Annotated in this window: 23 protein-coding genes, 1 tRNA gene, 1 other RNA gene and 2 pseudogenes; 15 read left to right on the top strand and 12 right to left on the bottom strand. The window is 66.1% G+C overall.

From position 1 onward, the window contains the following. Positions 1 to 138: 138 nt before the first annotated feature. Complete coding sequence (locus QFZ33_RS16430) at positions 139 to 1,203, bottom strand: D-2-hydroxyacid dehydrogenase (RefSeq protein ID WP_307029181.1); 1,065 nt, start codon at positions 1,201 to 1,203, stop codon at positions 139 to 141. Between the two features lie 80 nt (positions 1,204 to 1,283). Between QFZ33_RS16430 and QFZ33_RS16425 the strand changes: the two genes are divergently transcribed. From QFZ33_RS16425 to QFZ33_RS16415, 3 genes are read left to right on the top strand one after another with little or no spacing between them, the layout of a single operon-like run. Continuing rightward, the gene (locus tag QFZ33_RS16425; protein ID WP_307029179.1) at positions 1,284 to 2,213 is read left to right on the top strand and encodes an NAD(P)-dependent oxidoreductase; all 930 of its coding nucleotides are present in this window, start codon (positions 1,284 to 1,286) and stop codon (positions 2,211 to 2,213) included. Next, the gene (locus QFZ33_RS16420; protein WP_307029178.1) at positions 2,210 to 2,980 is read left to right on the top strand and encodes an SDR family oxidoreductase; all 771 of its coding nucleotides are present in this window, start codon (positions 2,210 to 2,212) and stop codon (positions 2,978 to 2,980) included. Before QFZ33_RS16425 ends, QFZ33_RS16420 begins: the two co-directional genes overlap by 4 nt. Then, entirely contained in the window at positions 2,980 to 4,050 is a 1,071-nt protein-coding gene (locus tag QFZ33_RS16415; protein ID WP_307029176.1) for an L-idonate 5-dehydrogenase, read from the top strand. The genes QFZ33_RS16420 and QFZ33_RS16415 overlap by 1 nt, the downstream gene beginning before the upstream one ends. Positions 4,051 to 4,118: 68 nt before the next feature. Here the strand turns inward: QFZ33_RS16415 and QFZ33_RS16410 are convergent, their stop codons facing one another. Beyond that, on the bottom strand, positions 4,119 to 4,859 hold the full coding sequence (locus tag QFZ33_RS16410; RefSeq protein WP_307029174.1) for a FadR/GntR family transcriptional regulator: 741 nt from the start codon (positions 4,857 to 4,859) through the stop codon (positions 4,119 to 4,121). A gap of 242 nt (positions 4,860 to 5,101) precedes the next feature. Between QFZ33_RS16410 and gndA the strand changes: the two are divergent. The 3 genes and pseudogenes from gndA to QFZ33_RS16395 all read left to right on the top strand — a co-directional run bounded on the left by gndA (position 5,102) and on the right by QFZ33_RS16395 (position 7,368). Next, positions 5,102 to 6,539, top strand: a pseudogene (gndA, locus tag QFZ33_RS16405) (NADP-dependent phosphogluconate dehydrogenase). Then, positions 6,445 to 7,143, top strand: coding sequence for an SDR family NAD(P)-dependent oxidoreductase (locus QFZ33_RS16400; protein WP_307029172.1), 699 nt, complete (start codon positions 6,445 to 6,447; stop codon positions 7,141 to 7,143). Before gndA ends, QFZ33_RS16400 begins: the two are co-directional and overlap by 95 nt. A 9-nt stretch (positions 7,144 to 7,152) precedes the next feature. Continuing rightward, complete coding sequence (locus QFZ33_RS16395) at positions 7,153 to 7,368, top strand: hypothetical protein (protein WP_307029170.1); 216 nt, start codon at positions 7,153 to 7,155, stop codon at positions 7,366 to 7,368. A 51-nt stretch (positions 7,369 to 7,419) separates the two neighbouring features. Here QFZ33_RS16395 and epsC read toward each other — a convergent pair whose 3' ends face one another. From epsC to msrA, 3 genes are all read right to left on the bottom strand, one after another. Continuing rightward, a complete protein-coding gene (gene epsC / locus QFZ33_RS16390; RefSeq protein ID WP_307029168.1) occupies positions 7,420 to 8,004 on the bottom strand; it encodes a serine O-acetyltransferase EpsC in 585 nt (194 codons plus the stop codon). A 41-nt stretch (positions 8,005 to 8,045) separates the two neighbouring features. Then, positions 8,046 to 8,981: a cysteine synthase A gene (gene cysK, locus QFZ33_RS16385; RefSeq protein ID WP_214845193.1), complete on the bottom strand. Its 936-nt coding sequence runs from the start codon at positions 8,979 to 8,981 to the stop codon at positions 8,046 to 8,048. Positions 8,982 to 9,048: 67 nt separating this feature from the next. Continuing rightward, positions 9,049 to 9,573, bottom strand: a complete 525-nt coding sequence (gene msrA, locus QFZ33_RS16380) for a peptide-methionine (S)-S-oxide reductase MsrA (protein ID WP_214845191.1) — start codon at positions 9,571 to 9,573, stop codon at positions 9,049 to 9,051. A 101-nt stretch (positions 9,574 to 9,674) separates the two neighbouring features. On the opposite strand from msrA, the gene QFZ33_RS16375 reads away from it, so the two are divergent. Further along, positions 9,675 to 10,583 carry a Nif3-like dinuclear metal center hexameric protein gene (locus QFZ33_RS16375; protein WP_307031858.1) on the top strand — a complete coding sequence of 303 codons (909 nt, stop codon included), beginning with the start codon at positions 9,675 to 9,677 and terminating at the stop codon, positions 10,581 to 10,583. A 62-nt stretch (positions 10,584 to 10,645) separates the two neighbouring features. Continuing rightward, a complete protein-coding gene (locus tag QFZ33_RS16370; protein WP_307029165.1) occupies positions 10,646 to 11,383 on the top strand; it encodes a zinc ribbon domain-containing protein in 738 nt (245 codons plus the stop codon). A gap of 65 nt (positions 11,384 to 11,448) precedes the next feature. Here the strand turns inward: QFZ33_RS16370 and QFZ33_RS16365 are convergent, their stop codons facing one another. Together QFZ33_RS16365 and QFZ33_RS16360 are read right to left on the bottom strand one after the other, a co-directional pair. Beyond that, positions 11,449 to 12,213 (bottom strand): YaaA family protein, encoded by a 765-nt coding sequence (locus QFZ33_RS16365; protein WP_307029164.1) that lies wholly within the window; start codon positions 12,211 to 12,213, stop codon positions 11,449 to 11,451. 67 nt (positions 12,214 to 12,280) lie between these two features. Next, a complete protein-coding gene (locus tag QFZ33_RS16360) occupies positions 12,281 to 12,997 on the bottom strand; it encodes an alpha/beta hydrolase (protein WP_307029163.1) in 717 nt (238 codons plus the stop codon). A 271-nt stretch (positions 12,998 to 13,268) separates the two neighbouring features. Here QFZ33_RS16360 and rnpB point away from each other — a divergent pair. From rnpB to QFZ33_RS16335, 5 genes are all read left to right on the top strand, one after another. Continuing rightward, an RNA gene (gene rnpB, locus QFZ33_RS16355) (RNase P RNA component class A) lies at positions 13,269 to 13,660 on the top strand. Positions 13,661 to 13,684: 24 nt separating this feature from the next. After that, entirely contained in the window at positions 13,685 to 14,059 is a 375-nt protein-coding gene (locus QFZ33_RS16350; RefSeq protein WP_307029162.1) for a hypothetical protein, read from the top strand. A gap of 255 nt (positions 14,060 to 14,314) precedes the next feature. Next, the gene (locus tag QFZ33_RS16345; protein ID WP_307029160.1) at positions 14,315 to 15,808 is read left to right on the top strand and encodes a glyceraldehyde-3-phosphate dehydrogenase; all 1,494 of its coding nucleotides are present in this window, start codon (positions 14,315 to 14,317) and stop codon (positions 15,806 to 15,808) included. Positions 15,809 to 15,923: 115 nt separating this feature from the next. Continuing rightward, entirely contained in the window at positions 15,924 to 16,133 is a 210-nt protein-coding gene (locus QFZ33_RS16340) for a hypothetical protein (protein WP_307029158.1), read from the top strand. A gap of 130 nt (positions 16,134 to 16,263) precedes the next feature. Then, positions 16,264 to 17,061, top strand: coding sequence for an HNH endonuclease family protein (locus QFZ33_RS16335; protein ID WP_307029156.1), 798 nt, complete (start codon positions 16,264 to 16,266; stop codon positions 17,059 to 17,061). Between the two features lie 28 nt (positions 17,062 to 17,089). Here QFZ33_RS16335 and def read toward each other — a convergent pair whose 3' ends face one another. The 3 genes from def to orn form a co-directional block, all read right to left on the bottom strand. Beyond that, positions 17,090 to 17,662, bottom strand: a complete 573-nt coding sequence (gene def / locus QFZ33_RS16330; protein ID WP_307029152.1) for a peptide deformylase — start codon at positions 17,660 to 17,662, stop codon at positions 17,090 to 17,092. 123 nt (positions 17,663 to 17,785) lie between these two features. Beyond that, positions 17,786 to 17,858: transfer RNA gene (locus tag QFZ33_RS16325), tRNA-His, on the bottom strand. Between the two features lie 130 nt (positions 17,859 to 17,988). Further along, on the bottom strand, positions 17,989 to 18,660 hold the full coding sequence (gene orn, locus QFZ33_RS16320; RefSeq protein ID WP_307029150.1) for an oligoribonuclease: 672 nt from the start codon (positions 18,658 to 18,660) through the stop codon (positions 17,989 to 17,991). A gap of 242 nt (positions 18,661 to 18,902) precedes the next feature. Between orn and mptB the strand changes: the two genes are divergently transcribed. Next, positions 18,903 to 20,465, top strand: a complete 1,563-nt coding sequence (mptB, locus tag QFZ33_RS16315; RefSeq protein ID WP_307029148.1) for a polyprenol phosphomannose-dependent alpha 1,6 mannosyltransferase MptB — start codon at positions 18,903 to 18,905, stop codon at positions 20,463 to 20,465. Here mptB and QFZ33_RS16310 read toward each other — a convergent pair. Continuing rightward, positions 20,465 to 21,139, bottom strand: a pseudogene (locus tag QFZ33_RS16310) (DNA alkylation repair protein); the annotation flags it as partial. The gene mptB and the pseudogene QFZ33_RS16310 overlap by 1 nt on opposite strands. A 144-nt stretch (positions 21,140 to 21,283) precedes the next feature. Between QFZ33_RS16310 and map the strand changes: the two are divergent. Then, positions 21,284 to 22,051 carry a type I methionyl aminopeptidase gene (gene map, locus QFZ33_RS16305; protein WP_307029146.1) on the top strand — a complete coding sequence of 256 codons (768 nt, stop codon included), beginning with the start codon at positions 21,284 to 21,286 and terminating at the stop codon, positions 22,049 to 22,051. Positions 22,052 to 22,066: 15 nt separating this feature from the next. On the opposite strand, the gene QFZ33_RS16300 is transcribed toward map, so the two are convergent. After that, complete coding sequence (locus tag QFZ33_RS16300; RefSeq protein ID WP_307029144.1) at positions 22,067 to 22,672, bottom strand: GNAT family N-acetyltransferase; 606 nt, start codon at positions 22,670 to 22,672, stop codon at positions 22,067 to 22,069. Between the last annotated feature and the right edge of the window lie 46 nt (positions 22,673 to 22,718).

Here is a 22,718-nt window from a genome sequence, read left to right as displayed (position 1 = left end):
ATGAGCGGGGGGCCGCATGTGTACGTTCGCGCTTGGGGGAGGGCGCAGCCGGAGAGCCGGGCAACCTTTGGCTGCCCGGCTCTCCGGTGTTTCCTCCGCAGGGGTGTCCTGCGCAGGCGCTTTAGTGGAACGGGCGCTTTAGTAGAAGTGGACCGTATCCACGAGGTGGGGCAGCTCACCGCCGTCGAGGAATGTCCTGAGGTTGCTGCAGAAGCGCTCGGCGATCAGGCGGTTCTCGGCTGCGCTGAGGGCCGAGGTGTGCGGCGACACCATGACGCGCGGGTGATTCCAGAGCGGGCTGTCCTGCGGCAGCGGCTCGACGGCGAACACGTCGAGGCAGGCGTAGGCCACCTGTCCGTTCTCCAGCGCCTCGAGCAGCGCATCCTCGTCCACCACCGTTCCGCGGCCAACATTCACAAACACCGTGCCGGGCTTCATGGCCGCGAAGACCTCGCGGTTGAATAGCCTCTCCGTGTACGGCGTGCCCGGGAGGGTGTTCACTACGGCGTCGGCCGAGGCGAGCAGCCCGGCCAGTCCGCTGTTGTCGGCCACTTCCTCAATGCCGTCGATGGGCTCCACAGAACGTTTGGTGCCACTAACCTTCATGCCGAGTGCACGGGCGATGCGGGCGGTCTCCAGCCCGATCTCCCCGAGCCCCGTGACCACCAGCGAGGAGCCGTTGACCAGCCTGGTGGGTATCCGCAGCTCTGGCCACGATTTGGCGGCCTGGTCCTGGGCGAGCTCCGCGGTCCGCTTGAAGCCGTTGAGGATGCCTAGCGCCGCAAACTCCGCGAGGGGCAGGGCATGCACGCCTGCTGACGTGGTCACCTTGAACTTGTTCAGGGTTTCGGCGTCGAGGCCGGAGGCTTTGACCGCCCCGCCGGCACCTGCCGCCATGGCATGGATCCACTGCAGGCGCGGGTTTTCCCTGGCGATCCGCGCCAGGCCGGCGGGGTTTTCGTTCGGGAAGCCGTACAGTACGTCGGCCCTGCCCAGCATCTCCCAGTAGCGCTCCTCCTGTTCAGGCGTGCGCTTGAAGTCAGGGTCGCCCGCATGGTCTGCCGGGAACCGTTCGGGCGGCAGCAGGTCGGGCTCGTAGAGAACGGTCACGGAGGGATCTACGGCGCGGATGCGTTCCACGAACTCGGCTTCGAGCGGGACGGCGATCGCGACGGTGGTTTCAGTCGTCATGCTGTTCATCATACTGAATAGGGGCTAGGATACTGAACAGATTTCTAAGACTAACCACAGATTGACCACAACGAAGTGAGGATCCGCTGCAGATGAATATGCCGAGAGCAGGCTTCGTGGGCCTGGGCCTGATGGGGGCGCCGATGGCCGCGAACCTGGTAAGGAAGGGCTGGGCGGTTACGGCGTGGAACCGGTCGCCTGGGGCGGTGCAGGATTTCCGTCAGCTGGGCGGATCCGCTGCAGACACCGTGGACCAGCTCAGGGACGAGCCGGTGATCGTCTTCATGCTGCCGGACCTTGCCTACATTGAGGACGCGGCATCCGGACTCCTCGCGAGCTGGCAGTCATCGCCGCCGGCGGCCGGCAGCGCCGTGGTGGTCATGAGCAGCGTTTCCCCCACCGCGGTCAAGGCTTTCGGGCAGAGGGTCCTGGAGGCCAGTTCAGGCCATGCCGTTGTGGTGGACGCACCGGTCAGCGGCGGGACGGGGGGAGCGATCGATGGCACGCTGGCCATCATGGCCGGCGCGGACCACGACGCCGACTTCCGCCGGCTGCTTCCGCTCTTCGAGGCCATGGGCACCACCGTGCGGCTCCTTGGTCCGCTCGGTGCCGGATCGCTGGCAAAGGCGTGCAATCAGCTGGTGGTCGGAACGACGACGGCGGCACTCGCCGAAGCGGCCGAGCTCGCCGAACGCTCGGGCGTCGATGTCGTGGCCCTCTACGAGGTTCTGTCCGGCGGTCTCGCCGGAAGCCGCGTCCTGGACCAGGTGGGCCCGCGGATCGCCCGCAAGGACTACACCCCCACTGGCCCGGCGAAGTTCATGCACAAGGACCTGTCCTTCGTCGTAGAGTCGGCCGACGCCACCGGGACCGCCGTCCCGATGGCACGGGCCGGCGTCGAACTTTATGCCGAACTGAAGCGGCAGGGACTGGGGGACCAGGACCTGGCCGTGGTGCGGCAAGCCATTTCAAATCTCAGCAGGACGGGCGCCGTGAGCGCCGCAGAAGGGACCTCTTCATGACTTCACTTTTTGATTTGACTGGGCGGGTTGCGCTGGTGACTGGTTCGAGCCGGGGGATCGGTAACGCGTTGGCGCGGGCTTTGGCCGATGCCGGCGCCGCGGTGGTGTTGAACGGGGTGAATCCGGAGAGGTTGAAGGCGGCGGAGGCGGTGATGGCCGCGGAGTACGCGCCGGGCCGGGTGCACAGTGTGGCGTTTGATGTCACGGACGAGGCTGCGGCCGCGGCGGGTGTGGCGTGGGTCGAGGAGCACGTGGGCCCGCTGGAGGTCCTGGTGAACAATGCCGGGATCCAGCACCGGGTGCCGATGCTGGAGCTGGACGTGAAGGACTGGGAGCGGGTGATCTCCACGGATTTGACCAGCGCGTTCCTGGTCGGGAGGGAGGCGGCCCGGCACATGATTCCGCGCGGTCACGGGAAGATCATCAACATCTGTTCGGTGCAGACGGACCTGGCCCGGCCCACGATCGCCCCGTACGTGGCGGCGAAGGGCGGTTTGCGGAACCTGACCCGGGCGATGACCGCGGAGTGGGCGGGATCGGGTCTGCAGATCAACGGGATCGCGCCGGGATACATCCATACCGAGATGACGCAGAACCTGGTGGATGATGAGCAGTTCAATGCCTGGATCCTGGGCCGGACCCCGGCGGCCCGGTGGGGCACGGTGCAGGATTTGGCCGGGCCGGCGGTGTGGCTGGCCTCCAGCGGGTCTGATTTTGTGAACGGGCAGACGATCTTTATCGACGGCGGAATGACGGTGGTGGTCTGATGACACACACAACAGAAATCCTGCCGGTCTCCGGTCCGGCGGTGGTCGCGCACGCGAAGGGGGACCTGCGGATCGATGAGGTCCCGCTGAAGGCCCCGGCGCCGGATGAGGCGGTCGTGGAGGTCCTGTTCGGGGGGATTTGCGGGTCGGACCTGCATTACTGGCTGCACGGCGCGGCGGGCGAGTCGATCCTGAAGGCGCCGCTGGTGCTGGGCCATGAGATTTCCGGGCGCGTCGTCAAGGCCGCCGCGGACGGGACCGGACCGGCCGCCGGGACCCCGGTCGCGGTGCACCCGGCCACCCCCGGAGCCGGCACGGGCCCGGACGCGCCCAGGTACCCGGCGGAGAGGCCGAACCTGTCGCCGGGGTGCACGTACCTGGGTTCCGCGGCGAGGTATCCGCACACGGACGGGGCGTTCAGCCGGTACGTGACCCTGCCGGTCCGGATGCTCCGGGCCCTGCCCGAGGATCTGGACCTGCGCACCGCCGCTTTGATCGAACCGGCGTCCGTGGCGTGGCACGCGGTGGCAAGGGCCGGGGACGTGGCCGGCAGGACTGCGCTCGTGATCGGGTCCGGCCCGATCGGGGCTTTGGCGGTGGCGGTCCTCAAACGTGCCGGCGCTGCCCGGATCGTGGCGGTGGACATGCACGCCAAACCTTTGGAGATCGCCACACAGGTGGGCGCGGACGAGGTCCTCAACGCCGCCGACGGTGACGCGATCGCCACGGTGCAGGCCGACGTCGTGATCGAGTCCTCCGGGAACCACCACGGGCTGGCCTCCGCGATCCAGGGCGCTGCCCGGGGCGGGACCGTGGTCCTGGTCGGGCTGCTGCCCACCGGCCCGCAGCCGGTCCTGATCTCCCTGGCCATCACCCGCGAACTGGACCTGCGCGGCTCGTTCCGGTTCAACGACGAAATCGACGAGGTCATCACCGCCCTCGCCGACGGCACCCTCAAGATTGACCCGGTCATCACCCACGACTACCCCGTCACCGACGCCCTCGAAGCCTTCGAGACCGCCCGCAACTCCGCCCAATCCGGCAAAGTCCTCCTCAACTTCGCCGGCTAGACAGAGCCACAGCTAAACAGAGGCACAGCTAAATCCGGGCCAGCGGCGGCCAGCGCCAGCCAAGTGGGCTAGGCGGACAGCGTCCGCCGCTGCAGCGGAACGAAAACCCTCGGCTGCTCCACCCATACGGGCTCCATTTCCGAAATGGTGCGGCGCATGATCCGGCTCGACGCCTCGCGGGCCTCCGCTGCATGGCCCTCAAAGATGGCTTCGGCCACATCGAGGTGCCACTGCAGGGTGAGGTCCCGGGGCCGGTCGGGCATGAGGCCGTGCACCGTGCGGCCGGTCAGGGTTTCGGCCACCTGGCCCACGAGGTTGGCAAACATCTCGTTGCCGGAGCCGCTGAGCAGCAGGGAGTGGAACTGGATGTCCAGTTCCAGGAAGCGCGGCACGTCGCCGGCCTGGCCGGCGTCGCGCATGGCCAGGGCCACGTCGAGCAGTTCCTGCCGCAGCTCCTGCGGTGCGTTGACCGCAGCCAGTTCGGCGGCCACGGGCTCGACGGCGGAGCGCAGTTCCGCGAGGGACCGCAGCTGGGCCCCCCGCCCTTCCCCGGCGAGGCGCCAGCGGATCACGAGGGGATCGAACGGGTTCCAGCGGTGCGCCGGCAGGACTTTGATGCCCACGCGTTTGGTGGTCTCCACCAGGCCAAGCGACTGCAGCACGCGGACGGCTTCCCGGATCACAGACCGGGATACCTGCAGTTCGTCCTCCAACTGCTCCGCCAGCATCACATGCCCTGGCGGGAGGCTGCCGTCGACGATTCTGGTACCCAGGTGCTCGACGGCACGGTGATGGAGGCTGGTTGACATAGTGGTAAGCATAATCGGGCCGGGAGGCTTTGTTCCCCCGCAGCCTGGGGAGTCTGGACGCCGCCGGAGAGGCACGTCGTAGACTCTTCATGGCGCAGCTGGCGTCCAAGGAGTGGTCACCCGCTTTCGCCCCCGCCCTCGAATATATATGCTTTATTCACAGCCTACTTTTCTAAAGCGTGTTCCGCAGCAGAGACGGGACGCAACGCACACATGTTGCACACACTGAATTGGAGTTTTTGATGTCAGCACACATCGGTGTCACCGGCCTCGCGGTGATGGGCGCCAACCTCGCCCGCAACCTGGCCCGCAACGGCTTCACCGTTGCCCTGCACAACCGCTCGGTTGAGAAGACCGACGCCCTCCTCGAAAAGCACGGCACCGACGGCGACTTCGTGCGCACTGAAACGCTGCAGGAGCTGGTGGACTCCCTGGAGAAGCCGCGCCGCGTGCTCATCATGGTCAAGGCCGGCAAGCCGGTTGACGCCGTCATCGACCAGCTCGTTCCGCTGCTGGAACCGGGCGACATCGTGATCGACGCCGGCAACTCGCACTACGAGGACACCCGCCGCCGGGAAGCCGCGCTGGCCGAGAAGGACCTGCACTTCGTGGGCGTCGGCGTCTCCGGCGGTGAGGAAGGCGCCCTCAACGGCCCGTCCATCATGCCCGGCGGCTCCAAGGAGTCCTACGACGCCCTTGGCCCGCTGCTGGAGAAGATCTCCGCCAAGGTTGACGGCCAGCCGTGCTGCGCCTGGATCGGCACCGACGGCGCCGGCCACTTCGTCAAGATGGTGCACAACGGCATCGAATACGCCGACATGCAGGTCATCGGCGAAGCCTTCGACCTCCTGCGCTCCGGCGCCGGTATTGAGCCCGCCGAACAGTCCAAGATCTTCGCCGACTGGAACAAGGGCGAGCTCGCCTCCTTCCTGATCGAAATCTCGGCCGAGGTCCTCGGCCACGTGGACGCCAAGACCGGCAAGCCGTTCGTCGACGTCGTCGTGGACGCCGCGGGCCAGAAGGGCACCGGCCGCTGGACGGTCATCTCCGCGCTCGAACTGGGCTCCCCGGTTTCAGGCATCGCCGAGTCGGTTTTCCGCCCGGGCCCTGTCCTCCCAGGCGGAGCAGCGCAAACTCGGCCAGGAGCTGCTGGCCGGCGAGGAAATCGCCGTCGAAATCCCCGAAAACTTCGTCGAGGACGTCCGCCAGGCGCTGTACGCCTCCAAGCTGGTCTCCTACGCCCAGGGCCTGGACATGCTGACTTCCTCCGCCAAGGAGTACGGCTGGGACCTCAAGCTGGACGAGATCGCCTCGCTGTGGCGCGGCGGCTGCATCATCCGTGCGGAGCTGCTCAAGGAAATCACCAAGGCCTACGCCGCGGAGCAGAAGCCGGCCAACCTGCTGTTCGCACCGGCCTTCACCAAGGCCATCGCCGAAGCACTCCCGGCCTGGCGCCGCGTGGTTGCCACCGCCGTGCAGCTCGGCATTCCGGTGCCCGTCTTCTCCTCCTCGCTGGCCTACTACGACGGCCTGCGCCGCAAGCGCCTCGCCGCCGCCGTCATCCAGGGCCAGCGCGACCTCTTCGGTGCGCACACCTACGGCCGCGTCGACGCCGAGGGCACGTTCCACACGCTGTGGGGCGAGGACAAGTCCGAGGTCGAGGCAGTGGACACCCACTAGCCACCCCCGCGGTGTAACGCAGGAACGGCCGGCCCTCCCGGATACTCTGGGAGGTGCCGGCCGTTCGTGCATCCGGTTCGCTGTCTACGCCGGCGCCAGGCGGGTGGACAGGATGGAACCGCTCAAGGCGCAGGGGATAAGGGTCCTGCCGCTGGATGTCACGGATGACGGGTCCATGCAAAGCCTGCTGATCACGGTACTCCGGGAGCAGGGCCGGATCGATGTCCTGGTGAATAACGCCGGTTTCGGCTCCTTCGGTGCGCTGGAGGAGATGGAGCTGGCCGAAGGGCGCCGGCAGTTCGACGTGAACGCCTTCGGCATGGCGCGGATGACGCAGCTGGTCCTGCCCTCCATGCGGACTGCCGGGAGAGGCAGGATCATCAACATCTCCTCCATCGGAGGCAAGTTCTATGAGCCGCTCGGCACCTGGTACCACGCCAGCAAGTTCGCCGTGGAAGGCCTCAGTGATGCGCTGCGGCTGGAACTGAAGCCGCACGGGATCAGCGTGTCCATCATCGAGCCCGCCAGCACCGTTACCGAGTGGGGCGGGATTGCGGCCGAGGGGCTGCTGGCCAGCTCGGGCGGCGGGCCGTACGCGGCCTAGGCCAGGGAGATGGCCGCCGTGCTGGCGTCCACCGAGAGGCCGGCGACGTCCACCCAGCCCGACGTCGTCGCCAGAGCGGTGCTGCAGGCCGCCACCGCCGCCCGTCCCCGGACCCGCTACCCGGTGGGCAGGGGCGCAGTTGCCATCACGGCACTGCGCCGGCTGCTGCCGGACCGCGTGTACGACCTGGCGGTGACGGCGGTGCTGAAACGCATCGCCCGCTGAGGCGGCCGGCCACTAACAGCTCCAAAAGGCACAGCCGCCCCACCGTAAGGATCAGATCCGGTATTCGATGTAATACTCAGCCGGGTCCACGGCGGGCTTGGTCTCCCGCTGGGCGTCGCGGTGCCGCCAGCTTGCCGGGATGCCCGTGACGATGGACTCGGGCGGTGCGTCCTTGACCACGACGGCGTTCGCCCCCACGGCGCTGTCGTTGCCGATGGTGATCGGCCCCAGGATTTTGGCGCCCGCACCGATCGTGACCCGGTCCCCGATGGTGGGGTGGCGCTTGACCTTGGCGAGGGAGCGGCCGCCGAGAGTGACGCCATGGTAGATCATGACGTCCTCGCCGATCTCGGCCGTTTCGCCGATGACCACGCCCATGCCGTGGTCAATAAAAAAGCGGCGTCCAATGGTGGCACCGGGGTGGATCTCGATGCCCGTCAGGAAGCGTGTGAGCTGCGAAATGAGCCGGGCGGGGAACCGCGTGGACGGGTCCTGCCACAGCTTGTGCGTCAGGCGGTGCGCCCAGATGGCGTGCAGCCCGGAGTACGCGAAAAAGTTCTCAAAAGAACCTCGAGCCGCCGGGTCGTGGGACCGGGCGGCGTCGAGGTCTTCCTTAAGTCTTGCGAAGAAACCCACAAAGATCTTTCTACAGGAAACGGAAAGCGGCTGGCTAAGGTCTAGCCCCGGATGTCGTCATAGAGCACGGTGGAGATGTAACGCTCACCGAAGTCGCAGACGACCGCCACGATCAGCTTGCCGGCGTTTTCCGGTCGCTTGGCCAGTTCGAGGGCGCCCCACACGATGGCGCCGGAGGAGATGCCGCCCAGGATGCCTTCCTTGATGCCCAGCTCGCGGGCCACGGCCACGGAGTCCTCCAGGGTGGCGTCCAGGACCTCGTCGTAGACGTTGGTGTCCAGGAGCTCCGGGATGAAGTTGGCGCCGAGGCCCTGGATCTTGTGCGGGCCAGGGGCACCGCCGTTCAAAATGGCGGAGTCCTTGGGTTCAACGGCAACGATCTGGACGCCCGGCTTGCGCTCTTTCAGGACCTGCCCGACGCCGGTAATGGTCCCGCCGGTGCCGATGCCGGAGACAAAGATGTCTACCTTGCCGTCGGTGTCGGTCCAGATTTCCTCGGCCGTGGTTTCACGGTGGATCTGCGGGTTGGCCTCGTTGGCGAACTGCTGGGCCCAGATGGAGTTCTCCGTGTTGGCGACGATCTCCTGGGCCTTCTCCACGGCGCCACGCATGCCTTCGGAACCCGGGGTCAGCACGATCTCGGCGCCGAAGGCACGGAGCATCACACGGCGCTCGGTGGACATGGTCTCGGGCATGGTCAGGATGACCTTGTAGCCGCGGGCTGCGCCCACCATGGCCAGGGCGATGCCGGTGTTGCCGGAGGTGCCTTCGACGATGGTTCCGCCGGGCTTCAGCGCGCCGGACTTCTCAGCGGCGTCGATGATTGCGACGCCGATACGGTCCTTGACGCTGTTGGCCGGGTTGTAGAACTCAAGCTTCACCGCAACGGTGGCGTCCAGGCCTTCCGTCAGGCGGTTGAGCTTGACCAGCGGGGTGCCGCCCACCAGCTGTGTTACATCGTCGTAGATCCGTGCCATGTGTAGTTGCGCCTATCTCTCAGGAGGGAATACTTTGGCCAGCCTAACGAGGGCGTCAGCGCCACTGCTACGCATTAAGCCATGCAGAGTAATATTTCCGGGCCTTGGCCAGCTTCGGGTTAATAATGACCTGGCAATACCCCTGCTCAGGAAACTTGGCGTAGTAGTCCTGGTGAATGTTCTCCGCCGGATAGAACACAGGGAGCCGGCTGACCTCGGTCACAATCGGCCGCGACCACAGCGCCTGGTTACGTTCGATCGCCTCCTCGAAGAGGATCTTCTCCTCGGTGGTCTCATAGAACATTGACGAGCGGTACTGCGTGCCGACGTCGTACCCCTGCCGGTTGAGCGTGGTGGGGTCGTGCAGGGCGAAGAACATGTCCAGGATGACTTCGGCCGGGATGACATCCTCATCGAAGGTCACGGCAACCACCTCCGCGTGCCCCGTGGTGCCGGAGCAGACTGAGTAGTAATCCGGGTGGCGTTCATGGCCGCCGGTGTATCCCGAAACCACCGACGTGACACCCTTCGTTTTCTGGTAAACGGCGTCCAGGCACCAGAAGCAGCCCCCGCCAAGCACAAATGTTTTCATGTCCTCTTCAATGATCCGCGGGCGCCAATGATTCCCCCAGCCAACCCTAGGGTCATATACCGGGCAGAGGCCAGAGCCGACTGTAGGGTAAAAACATGAGTATGGAACCTGTGAACAGCGACGTTGCAGCGGAACCGGAAGAAGCTCCCGACGCCGCGGAGTCACCCGCTGCTGCTACCTTGGGGCAGCTCATGCTGGCCGTGGAGGAGCTCTGGCCGGAATCGCTGGCAGAGTCATGGGACGAGGTGGGCCTCGTGGCCGGCCATCCGTCTGCTGAAATCACGCGCGTCATGTTCGCAGTGGATCCCACCATCGAGGTTATTGACGAGGCCATCGAATGGGGCGCGGAGCTGCTCATTACCCATCACCCGCTGCTCCTCAAGGGCGTCACCTCGGTTGCCGCCAACACCCCCAAAGGCCGGGCCGTCCACCGCCTGATCGAATCCGGAACGGCACTGCTGACGGTCCACACCAACGGCGACTCAGCAGTGGGCGGCGTTTCTGACGTCCTGGCCGACGCCCTGGGCCTTGAAAACGTGTCGCCGTTAACTCCTTCGGCGGACGGCCTTCCGGAGGAAGGCATCGGGCGGGTCGGGGACTTGAGCGAGTCCATGACCTTGGGCGATTTCGCCGCGCGGGTTTTCGGCATCCTCCCGGCGGTGGCGGGCGGGGTGCGCGTGTCCGGGGACAAGGACGGCCTCGTGCAGCGGGTCGCGGTGTGCGGCGGGGCCGGGGATTCCCTCTTTGACGAGGTCCGGGCCAGCAATGCTGACCTGTACGTCACGGCGGACCTGCGCCACCACCCGGCCTCGGAAGCCAGGGAGGCTGCTGTCAATGACCGGCCGTACCTCATCGATGTCTCGCACTTCGCCAGCGAATGGCTGTGGCTCCCGGCCGCGGCCGAAGCGCTGGGCAACGTGCTCGCGGACCAGGGCCTCGACGTCGAAATACGGGTCAGCACCACCAACAGCGATCCGTGGGACTTCATACTGACTCCCGGCGGCGACTAGAGTCTAGAAAACCCCAACGGGGTGCCGGCCAGGAGCCGGATGGGATCAAGCGGAGGTAAAACGTGGCCAAGGCAGCACCGGCGGAACAATTGAAGTTGCTCGAGCTCCAGGGCCTGGACGCCCGGCTGAAGTCACTGTCCAACCGCCGCCGTACCCTTGAATCCGATCCCCGGATCACCGATCTTGAGGCCGCCCTCAGCGTTGCCAACGGTGAGCTGGGCGCCGCGAAACTCGCCGTCCATGACGCCGAAGCGGAACTGAAGCGGGCCGAAGCCGATGTGGAGCAGGTGGCGACCCGGATCGAACGGGACGAGGCAAAGCTCAACAGCGGAACCGGTCTCTCCAAGGATCTCGTCGCTCTGCAGAAGGACATTGCTTCGCTCAACAAGCGCCGTTCGGACCTGGAGGACGTAGAACTGGAGGTCCTCGAGCGGTTGGATGTCCTGCGCGAACGTCAGGCTGCCCAGCAGAGCATCGTGGACGACATTCAGGGTTCATTTGGCGGGATCCGTGCAGAGCTCGACGCGGCGCTGGCCGAGGTCGCTGCCGAGGAGACCGAGGTGGCAGGCAAGCGGGCGGGCTTCGCCGCTGGGCTGGACGCAGGAATGCTTGAAGTCTACGAGAAGACCCTGGCCCGCCGCGGAGTGGGCGCGGCCCGGCTCTTCCACGGCACGTCGGAAGGTTCCGGCATGCAGCTGAGCCCCGGCGACCTGGCCGAGATCAAGGCCGCCTCCGAGGACGACATCGTGTTCTGCCCAGACTCCGGCTGCATCCTGGTGCGCTCCGCCGAGTGGGTCTGACCGCCTCACCCAACTGACTGGCAGTAGATGTCGTTCTGAGCGCCCAAAACGACATCAATTGCCAGCTAGTTGGGCAGGATGATGTTGAGGGCGTGGGCCTTGCGTGCTGTGCCCGGAACGAGTTCGGCCTGCCACTTCTCGGCCGCCGCCTTACGCAGCTGCTCCGGCGTCGCCGGGGCCTGGCCCCGCCGCGTCAGCAGGTACCGGGCCAGCTCTCCCCGGGTGTGCTTGGCAAAGTGGCTGACCACCTTGCGCGCACCGTTCACCTCAGTGAACACGTTGACCGCCACAGTGTCTGCCGGCGGGGGAGTCCAAGCGGCGGCGTAGGTGCTGGACCGGCAATCAACCAGGAGCTGGCCACCGGCAATTTCGCCGAGGGCCTCGGTAAGCTGCGGTTTCCAGAATGAGGCAAGGCGTCCGACGTCGGGCAGGGCCGTTGACATGGACAGCCGGTAGGCGGGCACTGCGTCGGCGAACCGGATGGCGCCCCACAGCGCGGAGATGACCAGCACCGAGCCATCCGCCCGGCGCCGCTGCGCCGGCGTCATCGACCTGTAGCCCAGGGCGTCGTACAGCACGCCCGAATACACCTGGTGGGCCGGCGCCGCCGGTTCGGCGTGGAGCCGGGTGTTGCGTTCGACGTCGTCCCTAAGGGAGGCGCCGACGCCCAGCAAGGCGAGGGCGTCCTCATGCGAACTGACTGTCCCCAGCGCGTCGAGCACCTTGGCCCGGTAGGTGTTCAGCACAGGAAAACTCAGCGAAGCCCAGTCCATGGCGTCACCGTGGACGGCCGGGGTCTTGCCTTCGGATGGGGGTAGCAGAATCAGCACCGTACGATCTTACCGGCCGGGTCCGCGTGGCATCAGTCGCGGTGCGGATCGGTTGAGGTGCGCGCGTTCAGCCCAGGTGGCGGCCCAGGAAGTCCAGCACGTCCGGGAGGATCGAACGCCAGTACAGGCCGTCATGGCCGCCGGGCTGAAAGCCTCCCTCCACCCGGCCGGGCAGTCCCGAACGGTACTGGCGCACCGTCGACGCCAGTTCATCCTCACTGCCGCAGTCGATCCGCTTGGAAATCGCTGCAAGCCTGGGACGGAGCGCGAAAACGTCATTCGCCGCGAAATCGGCCGGGCCGTCGAAGGCGCCCCGCATGCCCGCTTCGTAGCTGGACCAGACGGCCGGGCTCATGGCCGCAACGGCGCGAAGTCCGGACACTCTGCCCCGAGACGCCAGGAGGAGGGCACCGAACCCTCCCATCGACGTGCCGAAGAGGCCGACCCTTCCGAGGTCGAACCCCTGCTCGGCCAGGAACGGCAGGAACTCCAGCACCAGCATCGACTGCGTATCGCTGCCGTCGGCGCGGGCATGCCACCAGGAGTCGCCGCCGTCCACGGCAGCAAGCCCAAAGGGCTGGCCGCCGTCGTCCAGATGGCGCTGCAGGGCCTGGTCCGCAACGAGCTCGCGCAGTAAAACCTCGCTGCTGCCGCCCAGCCCGTGCAGGAAGACCGCCACCGGCAGCACCTGGCTGGCCTGCTCCGGAAGCGGCACCGCCAGGGACCAGTGCGTGGTAGTCGCCGGGCGGAAGCGGGAGCTAAAAGCGCCTGTCCGGGTCAACACTGTGGAAGGGGGCAATGCGGAAGAAGGCAATGCGGAAGGCGACACTGCGGGCGGGGGACTCGGCGGGATAACCGCCGTCGTTGTGGGGGTGGGAACCGGTGGAGGCGGGGCCGTGCAGGCTGACGAGGCGGCTGCAGTCAGGCCGGCAGCGATTCCTGCCAGCTGCAGCATGCGTCGCCGTGGAAAGGACGGCTGGTCCATTTCCCGATCTTAGACCCCGGAACCGGCGCGTGTCCGGCCCCGCAGGAAAGCCCGTAAACTGGACTCCGGATGGGTTGACCAGGCGGCCGCGCGTCACGCAAGTGGCTCGAGGAACGTCCGGGCTCCACAGGGCAGGGTGGTGGGTAACGCCCACTCGGGGTAACCCGCAGGCCAGTGCCACAGAAAACAGACCGCCTGCGTCGCGCCGATTTGAAAGCGGCACGAAGCAGGTAAGGGTGAAACGGTGGTGTAAGAGACCACCAGCTTCCCGGGTGACCGGGAAGGCTAGGTAAACCCCACCCGGAGCAAGGCCAGACAGGACACGTTTGAGGGCTGCCCGCCCGAGTGTCCGGGTAGGCCGCTGGAGGGCGCCGGCAACGGCGTTCGTAGATGGATGGCCGCTACTCCTGTGCTGGCAACGGCACGGGAGCACAGAACCCGGCGTATCGGTCAACCCATCCACTTAACCCCGTGTCTGGAAGGTAGATGCCCGTGCAGTCCTCCTATGACATCGACCCAAGACTGAACGCCGTGCTCGCGCCCATCGTTGGGCCGGACCGTCAGGATCCGGACGGGACGATCGAGCTCACCGTCGTTGTCGACGGGACGATAATCTCCGGCTCAGTAGTGGGTGAGGAAGCATGGTCCAGACGCCAGAAAGCGCAGATCGGCGCATCAGCCGAGTACAGGGCGGACCTTCCCGAAGACGTGCCGGAAGCGTCAACTGGCGTCCGGTTCATCCATTTCCTTGAACCCGTAGTGGTCTCCGGCGGCAACCCCATCCGCCTGAACGCGACGAGGGTGGACCTCCGCAACGTATCGGCCTGGAGCATTGGCCGCCTCCAGTACGGGGAGAAGTAATGCTGGCCGGCCCGTGGTGTGAGTGATTTCACGGGCTCCGGGGCAAAAGAAGCCCTCAGCCCGCCCTAGAATGGATGGTGAACGTAGAAGTTCTTCCGCCGGAGCTGCGTTCGCAGCCGGCGGTATTTCTTTGCACGTCCAACGGCATCCGGGGTGGACCGAAACCCTGCCGGTGCCAGCTTGCCCTGGATAACTTCCAGTGGCCGCCATCCGGTTTACGAGGACGTAGCCGGTTGAACCAAGGAAGGTAGTTCTGTGAGCCAGACGTCAGATTCTTGTCTTGATACGTGGATGAGCCGTGAGGCGCTCGCCGAGGCCATGATCCCGGTTATCGGCCGGCTGTACCGTGAAAACAACGTGGTTACCTCCATCCACGGCCGCAGTCTGATCAACAAGTCCACCATGAACATCCTGAAGGCGCACCGCTTTGCGCGCCGGATGAGCAAGGATGAGCTGCTCCTTGAGGAGACGGCACCGCTGCTGAACACGCTGGCACAGCTGGACCTGGGTGCCGCTGCCATCGATATTGCCCGCCTGAACCAGAAATTCAAGTCCGACGGCGGGGACCTGACTTTGGAGGAATTCCTCCGCGCCGAGCTGGCTGAGATCGTGGGTAAGCGGGGCGGCGACGACCGCACCAGCACCGACGTCGTGCTTTATGGCTTCGGCCGCATCGGCCGCCTGCTGGCGCGCCTCCTGATCGAAAAGGCGGGCGGCGGCCACGGCCTGCGTCTGCGCGCCATCGTGGTCCGGCGCGGCTCCGACAATGACCTGACCAAGCGGGCCAGCCTGCTGCGACGCGACTCGGTGCACGGCTCCTTCGAAGGAACCATTCGGGTGGACACCGACGCCAACACCATCACGGCCAATGGCGTCCAGATCCAGGTCATCTACTCGGACAACCCGGCCACCATCGACTACACGGCCTACGGCATCAACAACGCCCTGGTGGTAGACAACACCGGCCGCTGGCGCGACGCCGAGGGCCTTGGCCAGCACCTGCTGAGCAAGGGCGTTGCCCGTGTCCTGCTCACCGCACCGGGCAAGGGCGAGCTCAAGAACATCGTGCACGGCATCAACCACCGCGACATCACCGCCTCGGACCCGATCGTGTCGGCAGCCTCCTGCACCACCAACGCCATCACCCCGGTCCTGAAGGCCCTCAACGACAAGTACGGCGTGATTCACGGCCACGTGGAGACCGTCCACTCGTTCACGAACGACCAGAACCTGATCGACAACTTCCACAAGGGTGACCGGCGTGGACGTTCCGCCGCGCTGAACATGGTGATCACCGAGACGGGCGCCGCCAAGGCCGTGGCCAAGGCGCTGCCCGAACTGCTGGGGAAGCTCACGGGCAGCTCCATCCGGGTCCCCACCCCGGATGTTTCCCTGGCCATCCTGAACCTCAGCTTGGAAAAGGGAACCACCAAGGAAGAGGTCAACGACTACCTGCGCGAGATGTCGCTACACTCCGACCTGCGCAAGCAGATCGACTACATCGACTCGCCCGAGGTGGTCTCCACCGATTTCGTCGGCTCCCGCCGTGCCGGCATCGTTGATGGCCTCGCCACCATCGCCAACGACAAGAAGCTGGTTGTTTACGTCTGGTACGACAACGAGTTCGGCTACAGCTGCCAGGTGGTCCGCGTCATGGAAGAAATGGCCGGTGTCAACCCGCCGACCTTCCCGGCCAAGGACTCCGAAAAGGATGCCGCCCCGGTCCTGGCCGTGGCAGCCTCGGTCTAACCGGGACCTTTCGTCAGCCCCGTCAGCACAGTTGTGCGGGCGGGGCTGACCCGTTCCCGGGAAGTTCCCGGGCAATTCTCTGGAATCAGGCGGAAATCGGGGACAAACTTGTGTCATGGAACAGAACCCGACCCTCCAGCATGAGACAACCCTGGAACATGCCCTCGATGTTGCAAAGGCCAACCAGAAAGAAGCCCAAAGGCTTCTGGACGAGGCGCGCGCGTCACATGCGGCAGGGGAAATAGGCGACGACAGGGTGGCCCAGCTGCAGCGGCTCCTGGATCTCGCGAACACCGATCTTCATCGGGTCATGCGCGAGCAGTAGGCGACCAGCCCTCCACAGGGCACCTGTCCTCCACACTGTGGATACCCGCATGGCGACGGTTGGTTTCGCCTAGGCTCGTGGATGTGCACCCGCATCCTGCCCGAAACACCCGGCGCCTTGGGACGCGCCTGTGAGCGTCAGCTGGGCCGCTTACCGGCGTGCGCGGCGCCGCTCCCGGCAGGCCTGGGCGGTGCTCGGTGTGGCAGCGGTATCGGTGGTCGCCGCCACGGTATGGTTTTTTACGGCGGGCCAGTTCATGGCCGCCGAGCCTGCCGTGTCCGGACCCAGCGAGGCGCCGGTATTTGACGCCGCCTGGATGAAACCGGTGACGCCACCTAACCCGGTGCCGCCGGGCGACGCCGCCGCCGCACTGGAAACCCTGGCAGTGAAGGGCAGAGCGTCCGGGAGCGACTATGACAGGTCCGCCTTCGGCCAGGCCTGGCAGGACGCCGACCACAATGGCTGCGATACGCGCAACGACATCCTGCGCCGGGACCTTCGCGACGTCGCCTTCACCAGGGGGTCAAAGTGCAAGGTCGCCTCAGGGACCATGCATGAACCGTACGTGGGGCTGGTGGTCCGGTTCGTCCGCGGCGCAGATTCGAGCAAGGACGTGCAGATCGACCACGTGGTGGCGCTGGGCGACGCCTGGCAGAAGGGGGCCCAGCAGCTGACGCTAAAGGAGCGGCAGAACCTTGCCAACGATCCGGTCAACCTCATTGCCGCGGACGGTGACGCCAACCAGGAGAAAAGCGCGTCGGACGCCGCCACGTGGCTGCCGAAGAACAAGGCCCTCCGGTGCCACTATGTGGCGCGGCAGATTTCGGTGAAGGCAGCGTACGGCCTCTGGGTCACCCAGCCGGAAAAGGACGCCATGGCCCGCGTGCTGGATTCATGCCCACAGCAGCAGACGGTGTTGCCGCGGTAGGGCAGCAGCGGCAGCAACAGCGGCGGTGTCAGTGGCCGAACGGGTCCGGGTCGACGCCCGGCATCCAGGTCAGGCCCGGTACGCCCCAGCCGCTCTTCTTGGCCTGCTTCATCGCCTTACGGGCATACCTGTCGATGAGACGGTTGACGTACAGCTTGCCGTCCAGGTGGTCGTACTCGTGCTGGATGATGCGGGCGAACCAGCCGGTGGCTTCGAAATCCACCGGATTTCCGAGCCCGTCAAAGCCCTGGACGCGCACCCACTCGGCGCGCTTGAGCGGATACTGCTCGCCGGGGAAGGAAAGGCAGCCCTCCACTTCCTCGTCCGGATCCGGCAGCGCCCCGGACACCTTGGCGAGGGTCAGCACAGGATTGACCACGACGCCGGCCGGGGGAGCGTCGTCCTCGTTCTCGTACTTGTACACGAAGATCCGCTTGCCCACGCCAATCTGCGGCGCGGCCAGACCGACGCCGTTCGCCTTGTCGTTGGTTTCGAACATGTCGGCAATCAGCTGGCGAAGCCCGTCGTCGAACTCCTCAACTTCAGCAGCCCGGCGGTGCAGCACCGGCTCACCCCAGATGGTGATGGGCAGAACGGTCATGTCAGGGGATCCTTCGACGCTTTGCCGGAGTGGAGCCGGCAGGGGTGAAAACCAACAAAGGCCGTACCGGGTACCGGTACGGCCTTTGTTGCTGGGCGGCAGAAAACTGCCGACCTCTGTGCGGGTGAGCGACGGGGGTTGAACCCGCGACCTCCTGGACCACAACCAGGCGCTCTGCCAACTGAGCTACGCCCACCATGTGCCCTGCAGACTGTCCGGTTTCCCGGCTGTCCGAAATGGCAACGACAAATAGCTTACCTGCTGTTTGGGGATGCTTTTGCCACTTTTGGCTGTTTCGGCAAAATTTTCCCCAAACGTGGCGCAAATTACTTTCCGGACTGCTGTGCTGCGGGCGGCAGAACGCCTTCCGAGGCCTGCTGGTCGACGGCGGAGGGTGACGCCGAGATGCGCTTGGAGATCTTCTGGGCACTGGCACTGTCCGGTCCGGGGGCGGGCACGAAGACGGCTTCCCGGTAGTACCGGAGTTCGTCAATGGAATCCTTGATGTCCCCGAGGGCGCGGTGGCCGCCGAGCTTCGCCGGCGCCTGGAAGTAGGCGCGCGCATACCAGCGCCGGGCCAGTTCCTTGATGGTGCTGACGTCGATGATGCGGTAATGCAGGTGCTCCACCACCGAGGGCATGTCCCTGGCGAGGAAGACCCGGTCCGTTCCCACCGAGTTGCCGGCGAGGGGCGCCTTGCGGGGGTCCGGCACCCACTTGCGGATGTAGTCCAGCACCAGGGCCTCCGCCTCGGCCATCGTTTTGCCGGCCGGAAGCTCGTTCAGCAGGCCTGACCGGGTGTGCATGTCCCGGACGAAGTCGTTCATCTGCGCGAGGACGGCGTCGTCAGGTTTGATCACCACGTCCACTCCGTCTCCGAGGATGTTGAGTTCGGAATCGGTCACCAGGGCCGCGACCTCGATCAGGGCGTCGTTGACGCTGTCGAGGCCGGTCATTTCGCAGTCGATCCAGACGATGCGTTCGTTAGTAATAGGCACCCGTTCAGCCTACCGTTTAGCCGCGTGCACGCCTTGGAGAGGCGCTCCGATGCTAATATTTCGGGTACGTGGCATCGCCTCATTGCGGCGGCTGCGTCCCCGGCGTCGACCGTTTGGGCTGGCTGCCCAAAGTGGCTGGCCGCTCAGCTTGGCTGCAGATGGGGCAGCACGCTCAAAAGAGATATGCCCAAAAGAGATACGCGCAGAAGAGTTAGGCGCAGAAGAGATTGGACGATCCTGAGATGACGGCGCCTGTGCCTGCGATAGGGGAAACGGTCACCGGCACTTCCACGGACCCGGCCCGGCCGGAAGTGGACAACCCACGCTCGCCAATCCTCTCCGGTTTCATCGGTTCCATGTTCCTGCTCATCGGCTCGCTTGGCGTCGGATGGCTGGCGCCGGTCTCAGAGCTACGGCGGATGCCCCTTTTCATCTGGATGCGCACCGAGGCGTTCGGCGTGGGGCTGTCCATAGTGCTGCTTGCGGTGGGCGGCATGCTGCTGGTCCGGGCCTGGCTCAGGCTTGGCCAGCACGTCCATGTGTGGGGCCGGGAGGCCCGGAAGGCCACGCTCCGGGCCGTCGTCGCGTGGGGCCTCCCCATGATGTTCACGGTCCCGCTGTTCAGCCGGGACGTCTACGCCTACATCGGCCAGGGCCGGCTGATGGTCGAGGGCTTCAACCCGTACGAGAACGGCATCTCGGCGCTGTCCAACTACTTCCAGCTTGGAGCGGACAAGATGTGGACCGAGGCCCCGGTTCCCTACGGTCAGGTGTTTTTGTGGATCGAACAGTTCGTGGTCTGGGCCACCAACGTTCACCCGGAAGCCAGCATCATGCTGTTCCGCCTCGCCGCGCTGGCGGGTGTGGTGCTGTGCATCGTCTACGTGCCCAAGCTTGCCGAGCTGCACGGGGTCAATCCGAACCGTGCCCTCTGGCTGACGGTGGCGAATCCGCTCTTCCTGACCAACTTCATCGCCAGCGTCCACAACGATGCGCTGATGATCGGGCTGGCCCTCGCGGGCCTCTACTACTGCGCCACCCGGCGGGTCATCCTCGGCATCGTTCTTGTCACGGCCTCCATCGCGGTGAAGCCGATCACCGTGGTGTTCCTTCCGTTTATCGGGTTGCTCTGGGCGGGCAAGGGGGCCAGTTGGCCAAGGAAGTTTGTGTTCTGGGGCCTGACGGCCGGAATCAGCCTTGCCCTGCTCTACGCCATGAGCCTGGTCAACGGCTTCGGGTTCGGCTGGATCAACGGCCTCTCAGCGCCCGGCAGCGTCTGGATCTGGTACGCACCGGTGGGACTGCTTGGCCTGGTGGTCGCCTCCATTTTCAACGCGTTCAGCCTGGACGGCTGGGGGCTGGCCAAGTGGGTTTACGACGCCGGTAAGCTCCTTGCCGTGGGCATCGTCGCCTGGCAGATCTTCCGGGGCGAACACGACCGCCTCATGCGCCGCCTGACCCTCGCCTTCGCGGCCGTTGTGGTGCTCGCGCCCATGATCCAGTCCTGGTACGTGGTGTGGCTGATCCCGCTGTTCGCCGTCACGGGCATCCGCGACGACTGGCAGGTCAAGGCCCTGTACTTCATCGTTTCCTTCTTCATGGTCTATGCCATCTCCGACCAGCTGGAAGTCTTCCCCTACCTGCAGACGGGCGACCTTGGCCTTGCCCTGGCGCTGGCCCGCAACGCAGCTGCCATCATTGCCCTGCTGTTCGCCCTGTACCTGATCTTCCTGGACCGCAGCACCAAGCTGCTTTTCAGCAAGGCGGACCAGCCCGTGACGACGCGCCCTGTTATCTCGACCTGAACGTTTTTCAGGGCTTCCCTGCGCGAGAGCGGACTGAGTGACGGGCCGTTCCGCGTTACGAAATCCAGGACCCATTTCGGATCGGTTTTGGCGTACTCACGCAATGCCCACCCGATGGCCTTGCGGATAAAGAACTCCCGGTCGGCCAGGTTCGCCTCGATGACGGCAGAGAGCAGCCCGGTGTCCGTCTGGAATTTTGCTCCCAGCTGGGCCGTGATGGACGCCCGCCGAATCCAGAAGTCCCGATTGGCGCTCCACTGGAGCAGTACGCGGGTGAGTTCCTCCCGGTGGGCCTGGAGTAGGGTGCCGATCCGGTGGGCCACGCCGTCTACATAGTCCCAGGACGAGCCCGTTCGGATGATCTCCTCATACACCGGAAGCATCCGCGGGTCTCCGGCCACGCTCCGCAGTCCGGTCAGGTCAATCGCCGCGTAGCGTTCCTCGCGGTAACGGGCTTCGCGCCACAGAACAAGCACCGTTGAGCGCAGGTCCTCGGCGGTTTCGAAGGGATGGGCAGCGGCCACGGCCTTGGTTGTCCTGCGCACCTCCGGCACGCGGACGCCGAGGGACGGCGTTGGGGACTTCATGTAGGCCTGGGCCGCAGCGCCGCGGGTGGGATCTGCCGCCGCCTGCAGCTCGGAGCGGATCAACGCCAGCACCGCTTCATTTGCCATGCTGTCAAGATAGCCCGTCCAAGGAGCTCGAGGCAGCGGTTGCCGCTGCCGCTGCGGTCCGCGTGGTCCTAGAGTAGGCAAGGTATGAGGCGCTGCCCGCAGGGACCCGCCTGCCGCTGGCCAGAGAATCCCAGGAGGCAATCCATGTCCATGATCAAGACGCCCGATGAAATTGCCATGATGCGCGAGGCCGGGCGGGTGGTGGCGAACGCCCTGGCAGCCGTCCGGCAGGCCGCCGCCGTGGATGTTTCGCTGAAGGAACTCGACGACGTTGCTGCCGCCATCATGGCGGACGCCGGTGCCAAGCCCGCGTTCCTCGGCTACAAGCCCCGGTGGGCGTCGGTCCCGTTCCCCGGCGTGATCTGCACCAGCGTCAACGACGCGGTGGTGCACGGAATCCCCAACGCGTACCGGCTGCGTGACGGGGACTTGCTCAGCGTGGACTGCGGCGCCTTCGTTGAAGGCTGGTGCGGTGACGCGGCCCAGAGCTTCATCGTGGGCACGCCCAGCCCGGAGGACCACGCACTCATTGAGGCCACGGACGCCGCGCTTGCCCGGGGCATCGATGCCGCGCGGGTGGGAAACAAGATGGGCGACCTCGCCTACGCGATCGGCGGAGCAGCACGCCGCGCCGGCTACGGCCTGTTGGCTGACCACGGCGGCCACGGGATCGGCCGCACCATGCACGCCGAGCCTTCCGTGCCGAACGACGGGCGGCCTGGCCGGGGAATCAAGCTGGCGGAGGGGCTGGCGATCGCCATCGAGCCCATGCTCATTCTCGGCGGCAACGGAGACTATTTCCACGACGAAGACGAATGGACGCTGCGGTCTGCCAACGGCCGCAGGGCCGCCCACAGCGAGCACACGGTGGCTATCACCGCGGCCGGGCCGGTGATCCTGACCCTGCCGTGAGGAAGGCTGTTCCGGTCATCCGACCCGCAGCCGCACCACCGCGCGCCCGGGAACTGCATCACTGACCACCTCGAACCCGGCGGACAGGAACAGCCCCAGCGTGCCCTGGTAGAGATCGGACGGACCGGCCTTTGGCCGTTGTGCTGGATCCACCGGATACCCGTCCACAACCGTGGCCCCGTTGGCGCGTGCGTGGTCGACGGCGGCAGCCAGCAGGGCCGCTGCCACGCCGCTGCGGCGGTGGCCGGGAGCGACGACGAAACAGCTCACCGACCACACTCTCTCGCCGTCGTCCGCGGCCGCGGGACCGGCCGCCTTGAACACCTGGGAACGCAGAATCCGCGGGTAGCACCCCCGCGGCTCCACGGCGCACCAGCCGAGTGCGGAGCCGCCGTGGTAGGCCAGGACCCCCGGCGCCGGCCCGCCGCCGTCGAACTTGTCTTTCAGCTGTGCCTTGCGGTGAGCGGGCGGCGTGGCAGCAAAGCTGGCTCCCGGAAGGGCAAAGAACCGGCACCAGCAGCGTGACGGTTCGCCGCGGACGCCGAAAAGTTCCTCCACGGCGGGCCACTCGGCGGCCGCCGTGGTGATGCCGCCTGCTGCCCCTTGTGAATGGCCTGTCATGGCCGCCTTCCCTTACCGCCGGGACTGTCCTGCAGCAGGACCGTGT

This window comes from Arthrobacter globiformis, from assembly GCF_030815865.1.
Lineage (GTDB): Bacteria > Actinomycetota > Actinomycetes > Actinomycetales > Micrococcaceae > Arthrobacter > Arthrobacter globiformis_B.
The sequence above is the reverse complement of the archived record's forward strand: the minus strand, read 5'-3'. Positions and strand labels throughout refer to the sequence as shown.

What these genes read in the sequence shown, in the direction of transcription:
- QFZ33_RS16415 (WP_307029176.1), top strand. Translation starts at nt 2,980, where the DNA reads ATGACACACACAACAGAAATCCTGCCGGTCTCCGGTCCGGCGGTGGTC.
- QFZ33_RS16430 (WP_307029181.1), bottom strand. Translation starts at nt 1,203, where the DNA reads ATGATGAACAGCATGACGACTGAAACCACCGTCGCGATCGCCGTCCCG.
- QFZ33_RS16375 (WP_307031858.1), top strand. Translation starts at nt 9,675, where the DNA reads ATGGAACCTGTGAACAGCGACGTTGCAGCGGAACCGGAAGAAGCTCCC.
- def (WP_307029152.1), bottom strand. Translation starts at nt 17,662, where the DNA reads ATGACCGTTCTGCCCATCACCATCTGGGGTGAGCCGGTGCTGCACCGC.
- cysK (WP_214845193.1), bottom strand. Translation starts at nt 8,981, where the DNA reads ATGGCACGGATCTACGACGATGTAACACAGCTGGTGGGCGGCACCCCG.
- QFZ33_RS16350 (WP_307029162.1), top strand. Translation starts at nt 13,685, where the DNA reads ATGCCCGTGCAGTCCTCCTATGACATCGACCCAAGACTGAACGCCGTG.
- QFZ33_RS16395 (WP_307029170.1), top strand. Translation starts at nt 7,153, where the DNA reads ATGGCCGCCGTGCTGGCGTCCACCGAGAGGCCGGCGACGTCCACCCAG.
- QFZ33_RS16410 (WP_307029174.1), bottom strand. Translation starts at nt 4,859, where the DNA reads ATGTCAACCAGCCTCCATCACCGTGCCGTCGAGCACCTGGGTACCAGA.
- QFZ33_RS16420 (WP_307029178.1), top strand. Translation starts at nt 2,210, where the DNA reads ATGACTTCACTTTTTGATTTGACTGGGCGGGTTGCGCTGGTGACTGGT.
- map (WP_307029146.1), top strand. Translation starts at nt 21,284, where the DNA reads ATGTCCATGATCAAGACGCCCGATGAAATTGCCATGATGCGCGAGGCC.
- QFZ33_RS16300 (WP_307029144.1), bottom strand. Translation starts at nt 22,672, where the DNA reads ATGACAGGCCATTCACAAGGGGCAGCAGGCGGCATCACCACGGCGGCC.
- QFZ33_RS16425 (WP_307029179.1), top strand. Translation starts at nt 1,284, where the DNA reads ATGAATATGCCGAGAGCAGGCTTCGTGGGCCTGGGCCTGATGGGGGCG.
- msrA (WP_214845191.1), bottom strand. Translation starts at nt 9,573, where the DNA reads ATGAAAACATTTGTGCTTGGCGGGGGCTGCTTCTGGTGCCTGGACGCC.
- mptB (WP_307029148.1), top strand. Translation starts at nt 18,903, where the DNA reads ATGACGGCGCCTGTGCCTGCGATAGGGGAAACGGTCACCGGCACTTCC.
- QFZ33_RS16340 (WP_307029158.1), top strand. Translation starts at nt 15,924, where the DNA reads ATGGAACAGAACCCGACCCTCCAGCATGAGACAACCCTGGAACATGCC.